The sequence below is a fragment of the Nostoc sp. DedQUE07 genome, assembly GCF_034530975.2.
Taxonomy (GTDB): domain Bacteria; phylum Cyanobacteriota; class Cyanobacteriia; order Cyanobacteriales; family Nostocaceae; genus Nostoc.
Window position 1 is genome coordinate 12,842 of the sequence record NZ_JAVRCC020000046.1, and the last position, 18,873, is coordinate 31,714.

Below are 18,873 nucleotides of genomic sequence, written 5' to 3' on the forward strand. Positions count from 1 at the left end.
CAAAAGGTAAGTTGCCTTAATTTTATGTAAGAGACAAATGAGAAGGACAGGGAGGTTGATTACTCTCTTGTCCCCCTGTCTTATTAACGCACCGCAGCAGTTTCTAAAGATAAATCTTGAAACATGGGTGTGCTGAGATAACGTTCGCCAAAGGAAGGCTGAATCATCACGATTAAACGTCCGGCATTTTCTGGACGTTTACCTACTTGAATTGCAGCGCACAAAGCTGCACCAGAGGATATCCCAGATAATAAGCCTTCTTCTTTTGCCAAACGTCGTCCATAGGCGATCGCTTGTTCATCGCTGACTCTAATTACTTCATCAACCAATTCTAAACGGAGGACATCTGGGATAAATCCAGCCCCAATACCTTGAATTTTGTGTGGCCCTGCTTCACCACCAGAGAGGACTGGGCTGTTGCTGGGTTCAACTGCGATCGCTTTAAAAGTCGGTTTGCGCTGTTTGAGTACTTCTGCAATCCCAGTAATCGTTCCACCAGTACCTACCCCAGCAATGACGATATCTACTTCCCCGTCTGTATCTGTCCAAATTTCTTCAGCGGTGGTTTCTTGGTGAACTTTGGGATTCGCAGGATTGCGGAACTGTTGCAGCATAAAAGCATTGGGAGTATTAGCCACAATTTCTTCGGCTTTGCGAATTGCTCCCCGCATACCCTCAGTTCCTGGTGTCAACTCCAAAGATGCACCATAAGCTCTAAGCATAGCGCGTCGTTCTTGGCTCATAGTCTCAGGCATGGTCAAAATCAAACGGTAGCCACGCGCTGCTGCTACCATTGCTAGAGCAATTCCTGTATTACCTGAAGTAGGCTCAACTAAAATGGTCTTTCCTGGGAAAATTGAGCCAGCAGCTTCCGCCGAGAGTACCATACTTAACCCAATGCGGTCTTTCACCGAAGCCGCTGGATTCATCCCTTCTAATTTAACAACTATCCTTGCTACTACTCCCTCAGCTTGAGGAATCTTGTTCAGTTGAACTAAAGGAGTTCGTCCAATCAGTTCTGTGATGTCTTGAGCAATCCGCATTCTTTAACCCCTAAAATCCTAAATCTTAGTACAGAGTATTTACTGATAACAATAAGCTTTGATGTATTTATTTTGCCGTTTAATGTCAATGAGTGCATATACTATGTATTCTAACTAAACCACAAAATATGAAAGTTTAGGAAGAACTTTTATTAGATATTCTCATTGATTCTTACTTCAGAAGAGGCTAGCTTACCATTCTTCTAGTTTAACATTTATAATTGCTGACTATTGTCTCTTGGATTGAGATTCAATTTTTATGATTCTGTATAGATGAATAATTTTTTCATTATTTTCTATTTATTCTGAAAATATAATTGAATTTTAAAATATTTAATTGCTTTTCCTAATTTATTAGTCTATCTTTATCAAGAGACATTGATATTTTATTTTGAGTGCAGATTTTGTCAATCCCAAATTGCATCTAAAACAGTCTTTAACCATTGCCTACATTGCTTTGAGATTGAGTGCAAAAACCCCAGAACCCCACCTCGAAAATACTAGAACCCCGTCCAAAAAACACTAGCACCCATACCCCAATGAATTTTTATAAGACCTATCATGTGTGGATTACAGGCTTTGAGTACTATTCTAATGAATTTAATAATCTTAACAGGGCTGGGGTAAACTGTTTGGTGGAGAGCGGCTGATATAAATCGTATAGGATTTACGCAGAGATTCCCCTCTACCCCCCAACATTCCTGAGCGAAAGCTTAGTGAACTAGGGGGGACTTCTTAATCTTCTTTTTGAGAAGAGGATGAAACCAGATTCCCGAATCAAGTGCGTTCTTTCTGACTGAATAATCCTATGTTTTGTGAAAAGGGTGGTAATTTTTTATTAGTCAGTAGTCAGTAGTGACGAGAAAAATAACTGGCAACTAATGATTGTACAAATTACCGATTACACATATTTTAATATCAAAACTGTTTGAGAGGTAGAAATATATAACTACTTTAGATAAACAGCAAAAGATATTTTCTTACTGGGTGCATACTACCTAGCAAGGGAGAGCCAAGATGAAAGCCAAACTATTTAATGTTCTTACAGTTTGCGTCGTTACCTTAGCAGTGCTTTCACCAGGACTAGTAGTATTTGGCATAATTTGGGAGCGACATCTGGAGTTAGTAAAATCTCAGAATTTAGCTTACGAAGTTAACAACACAACTACAGATGCTCCCGCCTTGGCTCCCCAGAAAGAGGGTACACATTCCCCTCAGACTAGCATTCAATCCTCCGATCGCAATGTGGTTCATCAAATGCTAACTGTTGCTGAACAATATAAATTTGCCACTATCCTGCAATGGTTCTTCTTGTTAACCCCGATTTGTGTTGGGTTAGGGATTCTCTTTTACGACAGATATCTGGTTCATCGTGCTGCTGTTTTAAAAGAACAAGTTGAAATGTTGGAAAGGCTGTGGCGCCAAAGTATCGAACAGTAACTTATTCACAATTTACTAAAATCAAGAAAATTACCATGACAGACCAAGAACAACGCCAAAGCTTGTATTTTAATCTGATTGATGAGTTACTTAAATGTCCTAATGGTCAAGAACCAGAAATTTTGGAATCTAAACCCGAATTGATTGATTCCGGTTTAGTAGAAACAATGTTACAAGTAGCTACTATGTTTGCCCATGAAGGCAATCAAGATGGTGCCCAATTTTTATTTTTTGTGGCACGAGAGCTAGCGAAAGAATTAGGTTTATACCCGGAAGTTCCCAGTACTGAAGTTGCAAATACTGAAGTTGCAAATAAGGAGTAAAAATGCTGTTGACTTCAACGGATGCGGGACAAATAGCTTTAGAACTGCTGATGGCAGATTGGAATATTTCAGAAGAGAACCGAGAGTGGTTTACAATTTTTAGCTCTCGTCTGATTGGCGAGAGTTGGTACACTGTGGAACTAGGTATAGAAGGATTTCCCGATCGGTGGTTTATTCAAGTATATGACACTGGAGCGTGCGATCCAAACTATACATTTATTTCACCAATCCGTAGTTCTGAAGGATTTACGGACTTTATAAATGTGCCGGAAATCATAGCAGAGGTCTTAGTTTGCGAACGCAATGCTCGCTAATAATTAAAATTCAAAACTTGGAATTCAACATCATAGTATTAGGGAGCATCTCACCTTTACAAATATACCTGGCGATTAGGAAAATCCAAGAAAAAAATTATCCAATATTGTGGGGTGGGCATCTTGTCCGCCATATAAACTGAGCGGGTTTTTCAGCCTACCCCACATGAGTTAATTGTATAAAAATGCTTTACGCAAATTTGAGGTGATGCCAAATGAGGCACACCTCTTTTTTTATGTCATATTTAAGCTTTTATTTAAGCTTAATCAGCTATTTTGTCATATTTAATTGATAAAATTATGTTATATTAAATAGCGTGATGGACGCTACAGAAATATCAGTTCCAATGATTGCTGAAGATATCTTAGCCAAAGAATTCACAAGAGTCGTCAACCATTACTACCCGCAAGTTGGAGAATTGCTGGATGGGTGTTATGTGAAAGTCATCACCTGTTTTTGGGGACGACCTGCTAGACGTTTGCAATATATAGGAATTTATTGCTCTGACGAAATGATTTCCTGTGTGCAAGCTCAAAAAGAAATACTCAGAGAAGTAGCAGACAACATGGGTTTAATCCAGGTTGTCTGTATGAATGCCAAGCGATTGTTGCGCGATCCGATGTCGAAGGTCAAAGAGAACAACCCACGTCTATGGTTGGAGTTGCAGTGGGTTGCAACTTAGTGACTCATCGCATTAATTGAGAGGGGTAAATTCTTTTGTAGAGAGGACTTTATTCCTCAAATATTTAAGCACTAAAGTGCTTACTACAAATCTATCGACCACTAGAATAACCAGCACCTACGGTGAATACAAAGTATCAACGCAAGTAATGAAAACTGGAATTTTCTGCAATTACGATAATTTTCACCAAGATGCTCGTCGTGCCATCTTTGAGCAAGTTGCACTGGTAAAACAGGCAGAAAGCTTAGGTTTTGAGGAAGCGTGGGTGAGTGAGCACCATTTTAGTGAATCTAATCTCAGCCCGTCCATGTTGGTGTTAATGGCACATTTGGCGGGATTGACTTCAACTATCCAATTAGGCACTGCGGCGGTGTTGCTGCCATTCCATAACCCGATTCGGGTAGCGGAAGATATTGCCACTTTGGATAATCTGTGTAATGGACGATTATTATTTGGAGTTGCCAAAGGCGGCCCCTTTCCTCAACAAAACAAGCATTTTGCGACACTCCCAAGTGAATCCCGTCCCAAGATGTTAGAGGCGATCGCATTGATTCACAAGCTGTTATATGAAACTGATGTATCATTTAATGGGCAATATTATCAATGCGATCGCTTAACGATTTACCCAAAACCATTGCAGAGTCAAATACCAGTGTATGTTGCCACTGGCGGCGATGATGGTATCGAGTTGGCTGCTAAACATTCCTTCAGTTTGATGGGTGGGCCGCCATTTTCCCTAGAGAGATTGAAGGATACTGTTACCAAATATCGAGCCTTAAATTCTAGTGGTGCGGAAAATTTAGTGCTGGCACGCTTCTTTTTTGTTGGCAAAACCTACGATGAGGCGGTGAGTGAAGCGTTACCTTTCGTTCGCAAATTTAGCCAGAAAATGAAAGCTAATTCGGCTGAAGTATTGCAGAATAGTGCGAATCCCAACCAAAAACCATTCGACCGCACAAATATTTGTTTCGATGAAGATTATTTGATTGAGAATTCAATTATCGGTGATGTGGAGACTTGTCGAGACAAAATCAAGAAATTTCAAGACGAATTAAATTTAGGTACGCTAGCACTCAAACCCTCGTCTGCGGATTTGCAAAAAAACCTAGAGAGTTTGACGCGCTACAACCAAGAGGTGCGAAATTATGTCTTCTAAACTATACCAGCTTCCTCCCGATGATTTACCTCCCGCTGAGGTAACGAAACAGGATGGAATGCTGCAAATGGAGTTAGAACAGTCTGCTGGCAGATGCTTTTATCTAGCTTGCGATCGCATTACGCGAGTACTGTTATCTAATTGTCAATGGTATCTCACAACAAATGCTAACATCCTCACATTAATTATTGACTGCCCTGACTTAGTATCTTACTGGCATATCGTCAGCAATATTCCCCAGTTGGGTAACAGGTTAGAGCGATTTGCTGCCAATGGCAAAATCCGCGTTTATCCGCCATTTGGCAAAGGAACGCCGTTTGAAATCAGCGTAAATGAAATATCTGCTTATCGAGATTGGCTGTGAGGTAAATAGGCACACACTAGGAATCCTACAAAATATAGCTGATTCATCCTTACTACACCCTGTACTTCTAAAGTGCAGGGTGTTGCAATTTTAGAAGAGTTACAATATTGTCTGTCTTTTCTTGTTATTTCAGATAACTCAGAGTGTATGCGCTGGCAACCTATAGATAATTTACCGCAAGATTGGCAAAATTTGGCTAGTTCAGAGCTACCACCATTAGTTACTGTCTGGAATGAACAAGCTGACCGTCTTCGTAACTCTGGTGCATTCAAAGTTTTTATGGAAAAGATGCGCCGGGAAATAGCAATTGAAACCGGAATTATAGAGCGACTTTACACAATTCCTCAAGGTATTACCCGATTACTTATTGAGCAGGGTATCAATGAGGCACTAATTCCACATGGAGTTACAGACCGACCTATTAAGCAAGTTATAGCCTTGATTCAGGATCAAGAAATGGCTATTGAGGGATTATTTGATTTTGTAGGTGGTCAACGTTCTCTTACGCCGTTTTATGTAAAGGAACTGCATCAGCTGCTTACCAGAAATCAGACTAATACAGAAGCTTTAGTTCCATCTACAGGACAAATTATTAGTGTTCCTCTAATCCGAGGTGATTGGAAGAAGCAGCCTAATAATCCATTGAGAGCAGATGGTTCCATTTATGAATACTGTCCACCGGAACAGGTAGCATCTGAAATGGATAATCTCATTCAATGGCATCATCAGCATCAAGAAAACCAAGTTGCACCAGAAGTAGAAGCTGCATGGCTGCACCATCGATTTACTCAAATTCATCCGTTTCAAGATGGAAATGGGCGAGTTGCTCGTTGTCTTGCTAGCCTGGTTTTTATTCAAGCTAGATGGTTCCCTCTTGTACTTACGCGTGATGATCGTTCAGCTTATATTACATCTTTAGAACAAGCGGATCAAGGTGAATTGTCTGGCTTGATTAATTTGTTTGCTAAAAGTCAGAAACAGTCATTTATTCGCAGTCTTGGTTTGTCAGAACAAATCCTGTCAGAGACAAGGCAGACTCGTACTATTCTCGCATCTGTTACTGATAAACTTAAACAGCGTCAGTTAGCATCAATTCAAGAACGATGTAAAGAAGCTGAGAGATTTGCCGAAAATTTATTTAATATAGCATCCAATCGTTTGCAAAATATTTCTGAAGAAATCAAGCTATCTGTACAAAATTTAGTACGAGATGCTCAAGTTTTTACAGTATCAGCTTCAGCAGGGGATGAGCGTTCATATTATCATCGCTATCAAATTGTGGAGACAGCAAAACAGCAAGGTTACTTTGCTAATCTCCGAAGCTATCACAGTTGGGTACAATTGATTATTAGAGTAGAGACACCTACAGTTATTTTGCTTTCATTTCATGTTCTGGGACACGAGTATTTAGGCTTACTTGTATGTTCTGTATGTGCTTATCACAGGGATGATACAGAAGAAGGCGATCGCAATATTAGTGATATTCAACCTTTAACAGAATCACCATTCCAATTTTCTTATGCAGATGAAGAAGATAACTTGGTGAAGCGCTTCAATGAGTGGCTAGAAGAAGCTATTATTACAGGACTAGAATACTGGAATAGAAGTCTCTAATATCTTCTACTCTTTGCTGTTCCTTAAAAAAAAAATTAGATATTCGTCAAGCGGGAAGAGATTAATGTTGACAAGTTTTTAACTTTTCAATTAGCCACACATACCAATTTTCTAACCCAGCACCAGTAGTTGCAGAAACCTGAAAAATCTGAATTTTGGGATTTACTTCTTTAGCATATTCTATGCACTTTTGAATATTAAATTGCAGGTAAGGTAGCAAATCAATTTTCGTGAGAATCATTACATCACTAGCACGGAATATATGCGGATATTTTATCGGCTTATCTTCTCCTTCTGTAACGGAGAGAATAACGACTTTTGCCTGTTCTCCCAAATCAAATAAGGCTGGACAAACCAAATTTCCGACATTTTCAATCATCACAACTGAGCTTAATGGCGGATTCAGTTGTTGTAAACCTCTTTCTATCATTGAGGCATCTAAATGACAGCCTGTTCCAGTGTTGATTTGGATGACTTTAGAACCTGTTTCTTTAATTTTTTTGGCATCGTTAGCAGTTTCTTGGTCGCCTTCAATGACACTAATAGATAATTGATGTTTTAAATCATTGATAGTTCGCGTTAAAAGAGTTGTTTTACCAGCACCGGGAGAACTCATTAAATTTAAAGCGAGAATATTACGACCTTTAAACCATCCCCGATTTTGGGCAGCTAGCAAGTTATTCTTCGCTAATATATCTTGTTCTAAAGATATTGTTGTGTTGTGTATTTTGGCATGAATTTGAGGTGCTTCTATATGAGTATCATGACTGTGGGAGTGAGTGATGACAGTACCATCTGGTAAAGTGTGAGTATGATTATGTTCCGCTTTATCTGTTTCTAAATTTGTAATTTTTATTTCGCCATCATCAGAACAACCACAAGTTACACACATAATTCCTCTATTTCTATTTCTTTAATTTTAAGTTCTTCGCCAGTAATTAAATTTAATTCCACGCTACCACAGTTACAGATTCCAAACGGTTTATCTAAATTAACTTCTGCACCGCATTGACGACATTTTGCTAAACCGGGAATTTCTAAAATTTCTAATGTCGCCCCTTCTAAAACTGTACCCTGAGTGCAAATATCAAAACAAAATCGGATTGCATCGGGCATGATGGCTGAAAGTTTGCCAATTTCTAATAAAACTCGCTGCACTTTTGCGCCTTTAGCATTTTCAGTCACAATTGCCACAATATTTTGGGTAATTCCAAATTCGTGCATATTATAAATCTATTAAAGATTAACAAATTCGTGGCAATTGGTCGCCTACTAACATATCAACAATCCTTTCAGCACCAAAAGCTGTTTTTAATAATACGATACCTGGAGGTGAAGTAATAACTTCGCCAATAATACAAGCATCTTTGCCTGCTGGGTGGGATTTCATAGCTGATAAAACATTTTCAGCATTCTTTTTTGGAACCACTACAACTAACTTACCTTCATTAGCTAAATACAATGGGTCTAAACCGAGAATTTCGCAAACTCCGTTAACTTCTTCACGCACTGGAATAGATTCTTCAAAGAGACGAATTCCCACATCGGAACTGAGGGCGAATTCATTTAGTACTGTCGCTAAACCTCCACGTGTGGCATCTCGCATAGCATGAACTTGTGGGCATACATGGAGAATAGTTTCTACTAAACTATGCAACGGCTGACAATCACTTTCAATATTAGTATCTAAGGCTAATTCCCCACGGGCAATTAAAATGGCTGTCCCATGATTGCCTATTTCACCATTAATTATTATTGCATCTCCAGGTTTAATACTATGAGCAGAAATGTTAACTATTCGCGGGATGATACCAATACCAGCAGTATTAATAAAGAGTTTATCGGCAGCACCACGATGTACAACTTTTGTGTCACCAGCGACAATTTGAATACTCGCTTTTTCTGCGGCTATTTTCATGCTGGCTGCAACACGCCGCAAGGTTTCTACGGGTAATCCTTCTTCTAAAATTACGCTACAAGTTAAATATAAAGGTTTAGCACCACTAACAGCTAAATCATTAACTGTACCGTTTATAGCTAATTCTCCTATATCGCTTCCGGGGAAAAATAACGGGTCTACAACATAAGAATCTGTTGTAAATGCGAGTCTATCTCCTTGTTGGAGAAGAGGGGTTAGGTTGAAGCTGGCTTGGTCTTCTAGTTGTGAGAGAATTGGGTTATCAAAATTGCTGATAAAGATATCGTCGATTAAATCACGCATGGCTTTACCACCACTGCCATGTGCGAGAGTTATATGAGTGTCTTGCACTTTATGGCGACGGCGGACTTGTTCTATTTTTTGGATTGGGTTTGTGGGGGAAATATTCATATTAAAATTTTTTTAAACGCAAAGGGACGCAAAGGGAAGCGCAGAGGTACGCGGAGTATTTAATCTGAGGAGAAGCCGCAGGCGGGGAGGGGTTCTTGAGTTATTTTTGGTTTTTGGGCGATTGTTTTTTTGGCAATTGTGGAGAGTCGCCCGTATTTGTAATAGGCTGCGCAAGCACCTTCGGAAGATACCATGCAAGTACCGATTGGCGTTTCTGGCGTGCAAGCTGTACCGAATACTTTACACTCCCAAGGTTTTAAGACTCCTTTGAGAATTTCTCCACATTTACAAGCTTTATGGTCGGCTACTTTCAGGTTAGGAATGGTAAATTTAAGTTCGGCATCAAATTGAGCATATTCAGGTTTGATTTGTAATCCTGAATAGGGAATGTCACCTAAGCCGCGCCAATCAAAACTATCTCGCACGGCGAAAACTTTGTTTATGACTTGTAGTGCTACTGTATTCCCAGTTTTTTCTACAATTCGGTTATATTGGTTTTCGATTTCACAACGATTTTCTACTAGCTGCTGCAATAGCATCCAAATTGATTGGAGAATATCTAAGGGTTCAAATCCTGAAACGACTATCGGCTTATTATATTGTTGGGAAATAAATTGATATGGGTCAGTGCCAATTATCATGCTGACATGGCCAGGCCCAACAAATCCATCTAGTTGTAAGTCGGGATTATCTAATAGTGCTTTGAGGGCGGGAATCACGAGGACGTGATTGCTAAACATACTAAAGTTATGAAGTTTTTCGGCTGCTGCTTGCAGAATGGTGAAGGCGGTACTGGGGGCTGTGGTTTCAAAGCCTAATGCAAAGAAGACTATTTCTTTGTCGGGATTATCTCTGGCAATTTGCAGGCTATCTAGGGGAGAGTACACCATACGGATGTCTGCACCTTGTGCCCTGGCTTGCAGTAAAGTGGTTTTGGAACCAGGAACTCGCATTGCGTCGCCAAAGGTGGCAAAAATGACGTTATGATTTTGAGAGATTGCGATCGCATCATCTAATCTCCCTTTTGGCATTACGCATACTGGACAACCAGGGCCATGAATTAGTTCAATGGCTTCGGGTAAAATTTCTTCGATACCATATTTAAAAATGGAATGGGTATGTCCGCCGCATACTTCCATAATTTTGATGGGTTTTTCTAGCTGATGGCTTAATTTGGCGATTTCGCGGCGTAAGGCTTCTGCTTTTTCCGGTTCGCGGAATTCGTCAACATATTTCATAAGGATTGGGGAATAGTAAGTTTTATGCCAATACGGTATTTCTTTCTTCTCTCTGTGCCGCGCCAGTTGCTTCAAAGTCGGGGAACCCGCCCAACGCACTGGCTTCTCTGCGCCTCTGCGGTTCGTTAAGTACTAATCCGTGCTTGTGCTGCTGCTAATTCTTGGAGGAGTTGTAATGTTTCTGCTGCTTCTTGTTCGTTAATTCGATTCATGGCAAAACCAACATGAACTAGTACCCAATCTCCAATACAAGCTTCGGGAGGATGTTGTTCATCTACGATACAAGCAATATTTACTTCGCGCTTTACACCACCAATGTTAACTAGGGCTAGTTTATGGTTAACGTTGGTAATTTCTATAATTTGTCCGGGGATTCCTAAGCACATTTTTTTATTTGTGAAGATAAACTAACCGCAGAGGCGCGGAGACCACAGAGAGAATTATTTGTGAGAAAAAGGTTGTAAAATATCAACTCTCATGTATTAATTGTGCGGCTGCAATCACTGCTTGTCCTAAAGATAAGCCGCCATCGTTAGTTGGAATTAAACTGTGAGTGAGTACTTTTATTCCCAATGTTTGTAATCGTTTGCTAACTTGCTCTAACAATATACAATTTTGAAATACTCCTCCGGTTAAAGCTACCTGATTAATCAGATTTTCTTGACTAAGATGCTGAACCATTTTCACAATGACGTTAGCTAAACCTTGGTGAAATTTGGCAGCTATAACTGTTTGTGGAATCTGCTGCTGTAAGTCATGGAGTAAGGCTTGCCACATTGGACGCGGGTCTATACAGTAAATACTATCTAAAAAGCCAAAACTAAAAGGGTAGATTAGCGTTTCTTTATCATTATTTAAGCTGCTAACATCTACTATAGCTTCAAGTGCGATCGCAGCTTGTCCTTCATAGCTACATTCATCTCTATAAATACCGATAGCTGCTGCCACTGCATCGAACAATCGCCCCACTGATGAAGCTGGAGGAGAGTTAATCTTCTTATCTATAAGTTGATTTAGTAGTTGGAGTGGCTTGCTTTTCAGAAATTTTACGATTTCTAAATCAGTATACTTTTGTTCGCAATCATTCCAAAGATTAGCAGCTACTAATTGGGCATAAGTATTACGCCAAGGCTGATAAATAGCTTGTTCGCCACCAATCATTGCTACTGGTTTAAATGTTGCAAGTCGTTTAAATTTACGGTAATCTGCTAAAAGAAATTCTCCACCCCAGAGTGTACTATCATCGCCGTAACCTAAACCATCTAAAGCAATGCCTAATATTGGAGGCGAATCTAAAGAAATCCTGTTTTCTGCCATACAAGCGGCAATATGAGCGTGATGATGTTGAATGGGATAAATTTTTATTTTATTTGTATCTGCAAGTTCTTTCCCAAGTTTGCTTGATAAATATTCAGGATGTTTATCAATGGCAATTACTTCTAGTTGATGCTCAAATAAATTTAAGTATAAATTTAAATTTTCTTGGTAAGCGTTAAAAGCCGCAGCATTTTCTAAATCTCCTAAATGTTGAGAGAGAATTGCTTTTCCTTCACGCAATAAGCAAAAAGTATTTTTTAACTCACTACCCATTGCTAAAATTTGCGGTACTTTGTGAAATCCCAGTGGTAAACTAATTGATGCTGGTGCATATCCTCTGGCACGGCGAATTGTTTGAACTTTATCACCAAGAACACGCACAACCGAATCATCTACCCGATTAATAATCTCTCGATTGTGCAAAAGAAAATAATCAGCGATTGTTCCTAATTTTTCTCTTGCTTCGTCATTATCAATACATTGTGGTTCATCTGCAAGATTACCACTTGTTAAAACAATTGGGCGATTCATCCGCCGTAAAATTAAATGATGTAAAGGTGTATAAGGTAGCATGAAACCAAGAGTATTTTGCCCCGATGCTATTGATAATGCTACTTTTTTACCTGTCGCTTGTAGTAAAACAATTGGTGCAGCAGAACTTGCTAATAATTCTTTTTCTTTAGCGTTGACAGTACAATATTGTTCAATTATCTCAATATCCCGCGCCATTAAAGCAAATGGTTTGTGATAGCGCTTTTTGCGCTGACGCAGTTTTTGTACAACGGTTTCCTGAGTTGCATCGCAAGCCAGATGAATACCACCTAAACCTTTAATTGCGACAATCTCACCTTTTTGCAACAAGGTACAAACGGCATCCACATCATCTAGCATAGAAAACATGGAAGCAGTAACTGATTTACCATCAGCGCGTTCTAACCAAGCTGAAGGGCCGCAAGCATGACAAGCTACAGGTTGGGCGTGAAAACGCCGATTTTCGACATCGTGGTATCCCTTTGCACATTCGGGACATATAGCAAACGCAGACATACTGGTATTGGTTCTGTCATAAGGAATCGCACGAATAATACTCAAGCGGGGGCCGCAATGAGTGCAGTTAGTAAAGGGATAGCGATAAAAGCGGCTGAAAGGGTCGAATATTTCTTTTTGACACTGGGGACAAGTGGCTGCATCAGGAGTAATTTCTGTTTTAATGGCATTACTGACACTAGTAGAAATCACAAAATTATCAAATTTAAGTTCATCTTCATAAGGAGTTCTAGTTAGTTTGTTAATTTTTGCTAGTGGCGGACATTCTGTTTGCAATCTGGCAACAAATTCTGTTAATGCTTCCTCACTACCAGATACCCGAATTAATACACCTTCACCATCATTACAAACATCTCCACGCAAACCGCAAGCTTTAGCCAGACGATATACGGTAGGACGAAAGCCTACTCCCTGAACAGTACCGCGAACTCTAATTTCTTCAGTCGGCATAGTTAAACTGCCACAACAAAATTCGGTTATTTCCAGAATCAGCTATTACCGCCGTACTACCACAAATTTTTATCCCGTAACACCAATTTAAACTATCTCGTTTCGGTAGTCCGAAATTACGATTTTCACCTTTACTTTGAAAATTTATTTGTCCTGCCAACCCATCTGCCATTACACCTTGCAGTGATAAAATTGATTCTGGCTTTCTCCATCCTAATAAACGAGAATTAGCAGTATCTGCAACTACTAACCAATCTCCAGCCACCGCCACACCATAAGGCATACTTAAACTACTAGCGCTAGGATAATAAACTCCTTGATTCATTTCCACAAAATCAAAGCTTTTTTGTCCTAAAACCACTGCACAAGGAGTATTATTTTCTGTAGGTATTCCTTGCCAAATCATTATTCGGTGATTACCTGCATCGCTGACAACCAAATTCTCTCCCAAAAAGGCGATGTCGTGACACCAACGCATACTCGCTGCGGTTGGAGAATCACCGCCGTTTTCATTGCGAGATATCATATCTGGTTGTCCCAAAACTAAATCAGCAGGTTGACCATTTTCTGTTGGTAATTGATGCCAAATTAATAGCCTTCGATTACCAGTGTCAGCAATAAATAACTGTCCTTGATGATAGTAAACACCATAAGGCCAGTGCATTGTACTAGCAGATGCTTGCTGATTTCCTCGATTTGGTTCATTATCAGTAAAATTAACTTGTCCTAATACCAAATCTGCTGGAACATTATTATCTTTTGGTAAGCTTTTCCAAATCAAAACTCGATGATTCCAAGCATCTGCTACAGCTAACCCTCCACCGCAAGCACAAATGCCTGTTGGTACGCTTAAAGTAGCCCTTCCGGGTGTATTTTTAGCATTTTGTCCTTCATGATAAAAATCAGGTTGTCCAATTACCCAATCAGCAGGTTGACTATCTCTGGTGGGTAAATTATGCCATCCTAATAATCGATGATGTCCTGTATCTGATACCCATAAAGGGCCACTTTCTGATAACAAACAAGCACCACGAGGCCCAAACATATTTGTAGCATTGGGCGCTACTGGTATGACTAATTGTTCTGGTTCTATAATGTTACCTAAAATTACCTCTGCACCTTGAGGTGATAGAGGCAATTTTTGAGAAATTTCTGTTGCTTCTAGCGGTAATTGTGATATGGGATTACTTATGATTGGGATATCCATGAAGCGCAGATAGACGCTAATAATTATTTAAAAACATTAATCTTGATTAGCGTGTAACAACAGTAACGATTTTGCATTATGCTTTTTTCAAATTAAGTTAAAACCTTTAATCGACTTCTGTATTAATCAATTTTAAAAAATCTAACCAAATATAGTAACTTTTGCTACATAGCGAATCTTTTGCATGAGTGCGCGATGTACTGAAATGAGAAAGCAAACTGGGGTTTGAGAAAGTAAAAGCTGCTTTTGCTTGCGGAAAACACCAAAATGAGTAAGTAAAAGCTCATTTTGCTTGCGGAAAACACCAAAATGAATAAGTAAAAGCTCATTTTGAGTAAGTAAAAGCTTATTTTGCTTGCGGAAAACACCAAAATGAGTAAGCAAACTGGAGTTTGAATAAGTAAAAGCTGCTTTTGAGTAAGTAATATGCCTTTTTACTTTCTCAAAACACTAAAATCAATACCTGAATTACACAAATGAGAATTAATTTAAAGATATTGAGAAAGCATTCAGGCATTTTGCTTGCACAAAAGACTAAAATCAATGCGCGAACTACTGAAATGAAAAAGCAAAGTAGCTGTGATTGACTAATCGCCAAGTATATTTGCTGTGTTACCTTTGCATCATTTTTGCAGTTTCACAAAAACCTTATCGCCTTTAATCTTGACTGGATATGACTGAAGCGAAATATCAGGCGCAGTTAAGCATTCACCTGTCTCTAATTTGTACTGGAATCCGTGGGAAGGACAGGTAATAATACTATTTTCAACTTTACCCTTTTCTAAGGGAGATCCAAGATGAGCGCAACTATTACGGTAGCATTTTACTGTAGCACCTTGACGATGTAAAATAAGTGAAGTACCAGCAAGTTGTACTGCCACTACACTAAATTCAGGAACTTCATCAAGGGTCGCTACTTTCATCCAAGTACAAGTTATTTTTGCAGAGAATGGACTGATTAAACTAGAATTAGCGTTGTTAATAGTAGAACTGCTATCAACTGCCACTACTTTAGTAATTTCGGGGCAATGGTTTTTGATTGCTTGTTCTACTCCCTGAGATAAAGTTAAAGTAGAAGTCGGACAACTGCTGCAAGTTCCAATTAATCTGACTTCTACTGTATCTGGTGGTTTAATTGCCACTAATTCTACATCACCGTTATGGCTTTTTAAACCTGGGCGAACTTCTTCAAGGGCTGTCTGAATGCGTTGTGAAAGCGGAGGTTTTGGTGGTTTGACTAGTTCGTGATACAGTAGCACTGCATAGACTAATTCATCTGCAACCGCATGACGCAAAGCTGGCATTGATTCTTCTTTCAGGCTTTTAATCAAGCTAGTCAATGCAGCTTTATGCAAAGCTTCAATTGCCCTTTTTAAACCCACCGCTACACACCGTTGGCTTTCATCCCACTCGGATATAATTGCCTCAAAACGATTAATTTCCTGAACTAATTCTTCAAGATTTGTCATTTGTCATTTGTCATTGGTCATTTGTCATTGGGCATTGGTTATTTATCAATGACAATTCACTTCATTTTGAAGTCTTTGAGAAGAAATGGCATAATCATGCCCGTTACTAAGCTAGATAATATTATTGGTAGGTAGAAGGGAATCGGGGCTTGTGCGAGTAATACTAGCAGTAAGAAACCTACAGCAATACCAATAGTAGTTTGCTTGACAAAATACACAGGGTCGCGTAGTAGCTTTCCTTTAAAAAATAACTTGGCTGAAAACCAACCTATCTCTAACATTTTTTCTCCTAATAATTTGTCAATAAATTTAAGGTAGCAAGCCCTAATAAGATGGCGGGAATTACACCCGCAGGGGCAAATAATGCACCAAGCATCGCTGAAAACTGATAGCCTATATCTTTACCAGCTAAAAGCATTCCACCAATTGCACCGCCAACCATAGACAAGGCTGCTGCTATGATTAACCACACGACTTCTGTTGCTATGTTCAAATCGCCATCTGCTAAACTTGTGAGAAAATTTATCAGATTTTGCGTTGTTAAAATATCTCTCATGCTGTTTTTTTACTCGTTGTTAAAGTGATAAGAGTTAAATCAGATTCATAACTCCTAATCCTTCATTTCTCTTTCTAGGTCTTGTAGTGCTTGAACTACAACTTCTGCTTGTGCAATTTGTTGGTGTTCCGTAAATATTTCTAAAGCAGCTTGATAGTAAGTACGCGCTTGCAAAAGATTTTGAGGATTACCAGCTTCTGGTTTTTCTGGGTCGTCTGGTAAGTTGAATAGGGTGTTGGCTTTGTTTGAAATTGTGTTAGCGTACTCTAAAGGTGTATCTTTGGGATTACGCACTTTTAACGCTTCATCATAAGCTGCGATCGCTCTTAAATTATTCTCCACAGGATGGGAACTCACTAGATATTGCAAAGCGTTACCTAAATTGTTCTGCAACATCGCATATTCTCTAGGATGGTCAATCAAATTAATGTGCTTTAGCGCCACCTCAAATGATTGCACAGCTAACCCTTGACGCAAGTATTCTCGTTCCGATGCTAGGGGCATAGAAAGGTATGCGATCGCAATATTGTTATACAAAATCGCGTATTCTTGAGGATAATCTTCCCAAGTAAACACCCGCAAAGCCTCATGATAAGCTTGGATGCTGTCAGTTATCCGCGCTAAATTGAATGGCACTAGCGACTGCAACACCAGCCCAAAATTCATCTGCGTCTCTGCCACTTCCTCTGGCGTTGCTAATTGCTGTAAAATTGGCAGTGCTTCTTCATAACCGACTTTCGCTTGCATCAACAGTTGGTAATCAGCATCCGGTATTGCCTGTAATGTCCCTGCCATCCCTACTTGCGCCCTGGCTTTTAATAAGGGATACTCCTCACCACACATTTCATAGGCCCGGTAATATAACCCAACTGCATTTCGCAAGTCTTGGGCAGCTTTGGGCTTTTTTTGAAAACCCTGTGCTATCTCAATCAGCATCTGAATTTTTTCTTCTGCTGAGGCTGACTCTGAAGCAACAGCTGCTACCGCAGCCTTCACTGCTGAATCTGTAATGCTGGGGGTCATAACTCTGCCGTACTCTAGCCAATTGGGAATTGAATCTGTCAACGCCCACGAATGATTGAGATACGTAAAAGCATCTAATCACGGGCCATACTGATTTACGCAGGCTTCGAGTCCTTTAGGCGGAATTCCCCTTTTTATTTGAGCTAGGATTAAAGACTAGAAACTAGGGAAAAAACTTAATTCCCTATAGCCAATGTCTTATGCCATGCTCAATACAATACTATAAAACACCCTATTTCTAAAATTCTAGGGGGAAATTGCTAATATTAATGTCAGCTTTAAACACCTAATATTTTTTAAATACTTTTTGTATCATCGTCTTATACAATTTCAATATTTTTATTGAATTGTTGACATACATAATATTTATTGTAATCAAAATAGTCACCACGCAATCGTCGAAGTGTAAAATATATTCATCAACTGTAAAACAAGCTCCTTTGAAAACAGACAGTATCTTTTATCGGATCTTTCAGAGTATCCCCAGTACTTTCTTTGAACTGATTAACCAACCACCCCAACTAGCTAGTGCTTACCAATTTTCTTCAGTAGAAGTTAAACAACTGGCGTTTAGAATCGATGGTGTCTTTCTTCCAAATACGCCAGACTTACCGATTTATTTTGCCGAAGTGCAATTTCAACCAGACAAAAAATTATACTCGCGTTTATTTACTGAAATCTTTAACTATCTCGATAAAACCGAATTAACTAACAATTGGCGTGGTGTTGTCATCTTCCCCAACCGCAGCGTTGATACTGGAGATACCGAAAGATATACAGAATTACTCAACTCCCAACGAGTAACTCGCGTCTATCTCGACGAATTAAGCTCCATTGAGGCATCATCAATTGGTATAGAGACAGTTAAACTCATTATCGAACCCGAATCAACTGCGACAATAAAAGCAGTAGAGATAGTCAACAGTGCCCGACAGCAAATTCCAGATGTCACTACTATTAGGGAAATTATACAATTAATAGAGACGATATTAATCTACAAGTTACCGCGATTGAGCCAGGAGGAGATAGGAAAAATGTTTGGATCAAATGAATTAAGGCAAACTAGATTTTACCAAGATGTTTTTGCAGAAGGTGAGCAAAAGGGTAAACAAGAAGGTAGACAAGAAGGTAAGTTAGAAACGATACCCCAGTTATTAAGCTTTGGTTTAAGTATTGAGCAAATAGCTCAAGCGTTAGGTTTGGACGAACAAGTTGTTAGGCAAGCTGCACAACCAAAATCCTAAAACAACTGATATATAGTTGACGGGGCGCAAAGTTTAGTGCCCCTATTTTTTGCTCA

General features: G+C 39.3%; 20 protein-coding genes. 8 read left to right on the plus strand and 12 right to left on the minus strand.

Annotation, left to right across the window (positions count from 1 at the left end; translation table 11 throughout):
• Positions 1–83 precede the first annotated feature (83 nt).
• Positions 84–1,043 carry a cysteine synthase A gene (gene cysK / locus RMZ95_RS26070; protein ID WP_322683943.1) on the minus strand — a complete coding sequence of 320 codons (960 nt, stop codon included), beginning with the start codon at positions 1,041–1,043 and terminating at the stop codon, positions 84–86.
• Positions 1,044–2,060: 1,017 nt separating this feature from the next.
• Here cysK and RMZ95_RS26075 point away from each other — a divergent pair.
• The 7 genes from RMZ95_RS26075 (at position 2,061) to RMZ95_RS26105 (ending at position 6,937) form a co-directional block, all read left to right on the plus strand.
• The gene (locus RMZ95_RS26075) at positions 2,061–2,483 is read left to right on the plus strand and encodes a hypothetical protein (protein WP_322683942.1); all 423 of its coding nucleotides are present in this window, start codon (positions 2,061–2,063) and stop codon (positions 2,481–2,483) included.
• A 35-nt stretch (positions 2,484–2,518) separates the two neighbouring features.
• Positions 2,519–2,806 carry a hypothetical protein gene (locus RMZ95_RS26080; protein ID WP_322674506.1) on the plus strand — a complete coding sequence of 96 codons (288 nt, stop codon included), beginning with the start codon at positions 2,519–2,521 and terminating at the stop codon, positions 2,804–2,806.
• A 2-nt stretch (positions 2,807–2,808) separates the two neighbouring features.
• Positions 2,809–3,120 carry a hypothetical protein gene (locus tag RMZ95_RS26085; protein WP_322674505.1) on the plus strand — a complete coding sequence of 104 codons (312 nt, stop codon included), beginning with the start codon at positions 2,809–2,811 and terminating at the stop codon, positions 3,118–3,120.
• A 320-nt stretch (positions 3,121–3,440) separates the two neighbouring features.
• Positions 3,441–3,803 carry a hypothetical protein gene (locus RMZ95_RS26090; RefSeq protein WP_069068421.1) on the plus strand — a complete coding sequence of 121 codons (363 nt, stop codon included), beginning with the start codon at positions 3,441–3,443 and terminating at the stop codon, positions 3,801–3,803.
• A 148-nt stretch (positions 3,804–3,951) separates the two neighbouring features.
• Positions 3,952–4,959 carry an LLM class flavin-dependent oxidoreductase gene (locus RMZ95_RS26095; RefSeq protein ID WP_322683948.1) on the plus strand — a complete coding sequence of 336 codons (1,008 nt, stop codon included), beginning with the start codon at positions 3,952–3,954 and terminating at the stop codon, positions 4,957–4,959.
• Positions 4,949–5,323, plus strand: coding sequence for a hypothetical protein (locus RMZ95_RS26100; protein WP_322674504.1), 375 nt, complete (start codon positions 4,949–4,951; stop codon positions 5,321–5,323). The genes RMZ95_RS26095 and RMZ95_RS26100 overlap by 11 nt, the downstream gene beginning before the upstream one ends.
• A 147-nt stretch (positions 5,324–5,470) precedes the next feature.
• Positions 5,471–6,937 carry a Fic family protein gene (locus RMZ95_RS26105; RefSeq protein ID WP_322683941.1) on the plus strand — a complete coding sequence of 489 codons (1,467 nt, stop codon included), beginning with the start codon at positions 5,471–5,473 and terminating at the stop codon, positions 6,935–6,937.
• Positions 6,938–6,998: 61 nt separating this feature from the next.
• On the opposite strand, the gene hypB is transcribed toward RMZ95_RS26105, so the two are convergent.
• The 11 genes from hypB to RMZ95_RS26160 form a co-directional block, all read right to left on the minus strand.
• Positions 6,999–7,829, minus strand: coding sequence for a hydrogenase nickel incorporation protein HypB (hypB, locus tag RMZ95_RS26110; RefSeq protein ID WP_322683940.1), 831 nt, complete (start codon positions 7,827–7,829; stop codon positions 6,999–7,001).
• The gene (gene hypA, locus RMZ95_RS26115) at positions 7,820–8,161 is read right to left on the minus strand and encodes a hydrogenase maturation nickel metallochaperone HypA (protein WP_322683939.1); all 342 of its coding nucleotides are present in this window, start codon (positions 8,159–8,161) and stop codon (positions 7,820–7,822) included. Before hypA ends, hypB begins: the two co-directional genes overlap by 10 nt.
• A gap of 19 nt (positions 8,162–8,180) precedes the next feature.
• Positions 8,181–9,266, minus strand: coding sequence for a hydrogenase expression/formation protein HypE (gene hypE, locus RMZ95_RS26120; RefSeq protein WP_322683938.1), 1,086 nt, complete (start codon positions 9,264–9,266; stop codon positions 8,181–8,183).
• A 59-nt stretch (positions 9,267–9,325) separates the two neighbouring features.
• On the minus strand, positions 9,326–10,504 hold the full coding sequence (hypD, locus tag RMZ95_RS26125) for a hydrogenase formation protein HypD (protein WP_322683937.1): 1,179 nt from the start codon (positions 10,502–10,504) through the stop codon (positions 9,326–9,328).
• 125 nt (positions 10,505–10,629) lie between these two features.
• On the minus strand, positions 10,630–10,890 hold the full coding sequence (locus tag RMZ95_RS26130) for a HypC/HybG/HupF family hydrogenase formation chaperone (RefSeq protein ID WP_322674498.1): 261 nt from the start codon (positions 10,888–10,890) through the stop codon (positions 10,630–10,632).
• 82 nt (positions 10,891–10,972) lie between these two features.
• Complete coding sequence (hypF, locus tag RMZ95_RS26135) at positions 10,973–13,318, minus strand: carbamoyltransferase HypF (RefSeq protein ID WP_322683936.1); 2,346 nt, start codon at positions 13,316–13,318, stop codon at positions 10,973–10,975.
• Positions 13,308–14,525, minus strand: coding sequence for a hypothetical protein (locus RMZ95_RS26140; RefSeq protein WP_322683935.1), 1,218 nt, complete (start codon positions 14,523–14,525; stop codon positions 13,308–13,310). The genes hypF and RMZ95_RS26140 overlap by 11 nt, the downstream gene beginning before the upstream one ends.
• Before the next feature lie 623 nt (positions 14,526–15,148).
• On the minus strand, positions 15,149–15,994 hold the full coding sequence (locus RMZ95_RS26145) for a NifU family protein (RefSeq protein ID WP_322683934.1): 846 nt from the start codon (positions 15,992–15,994) through the stop codon (positions 15,149–15,151).
• A 56-nt stretch (positions 15,995–16,050) separates the two neighbouring features.
• The gene (locus tag RMZ95_RS26150; RefSeq protein ID WP_100900555.1) at positions 16,051–16,275 is read right to left on the minus strand and encodes a hypothetical protein; all 225 of its coding nucleotides are present in this window, start codon (positions 16,273–16,275) and stop codon (positions 16,051–16,053) included.
• Between the two features lie 8 nt (positions 16,276–16,283).
• Complete coding sequence (locus RMZ95_RS26155) at positions 16,284–16,550, minus strand: hypothetical protein (RefSeq protein ID WP_322683933.1); 267 nt, start codon at positions 16,548–16,550, stop codon at positions 16,284–16,286.
• A 54-nt stretch (positions 16,551–16,604) separates the two neighbouring features.
• On the minus strand, positions 16,605–17,573 hold the full coding sequence (locus RMZ95_RS26160) for a hypothetical protein (RefSeq protein ID WP_322683947.1): 969 nt from the start codon (positions 17,571–17,573) through the stop codon (positions 16,605–16,607).
• 440 nt (positions 17,574–18,013) lie between these two features.
• Here RMZ95_RS26160 and RMZ95_RS26165 point away from each other — a divergent pair, with 440 nt between their 5' ends.
• A complete protein-coding gene (locus RMZ95_RS26165) occupies positions 18,014–18,817 on the plus strand; it encodes an Rpn family recombination-promoting nuclease/putative transposase (RefSeq protein WP_322683932.1) in 804 nt (267 codons plus the stop codon).
• The last annotated feature ends 56 nt before the right edge of the window (positions 18,818–18,873 follow it).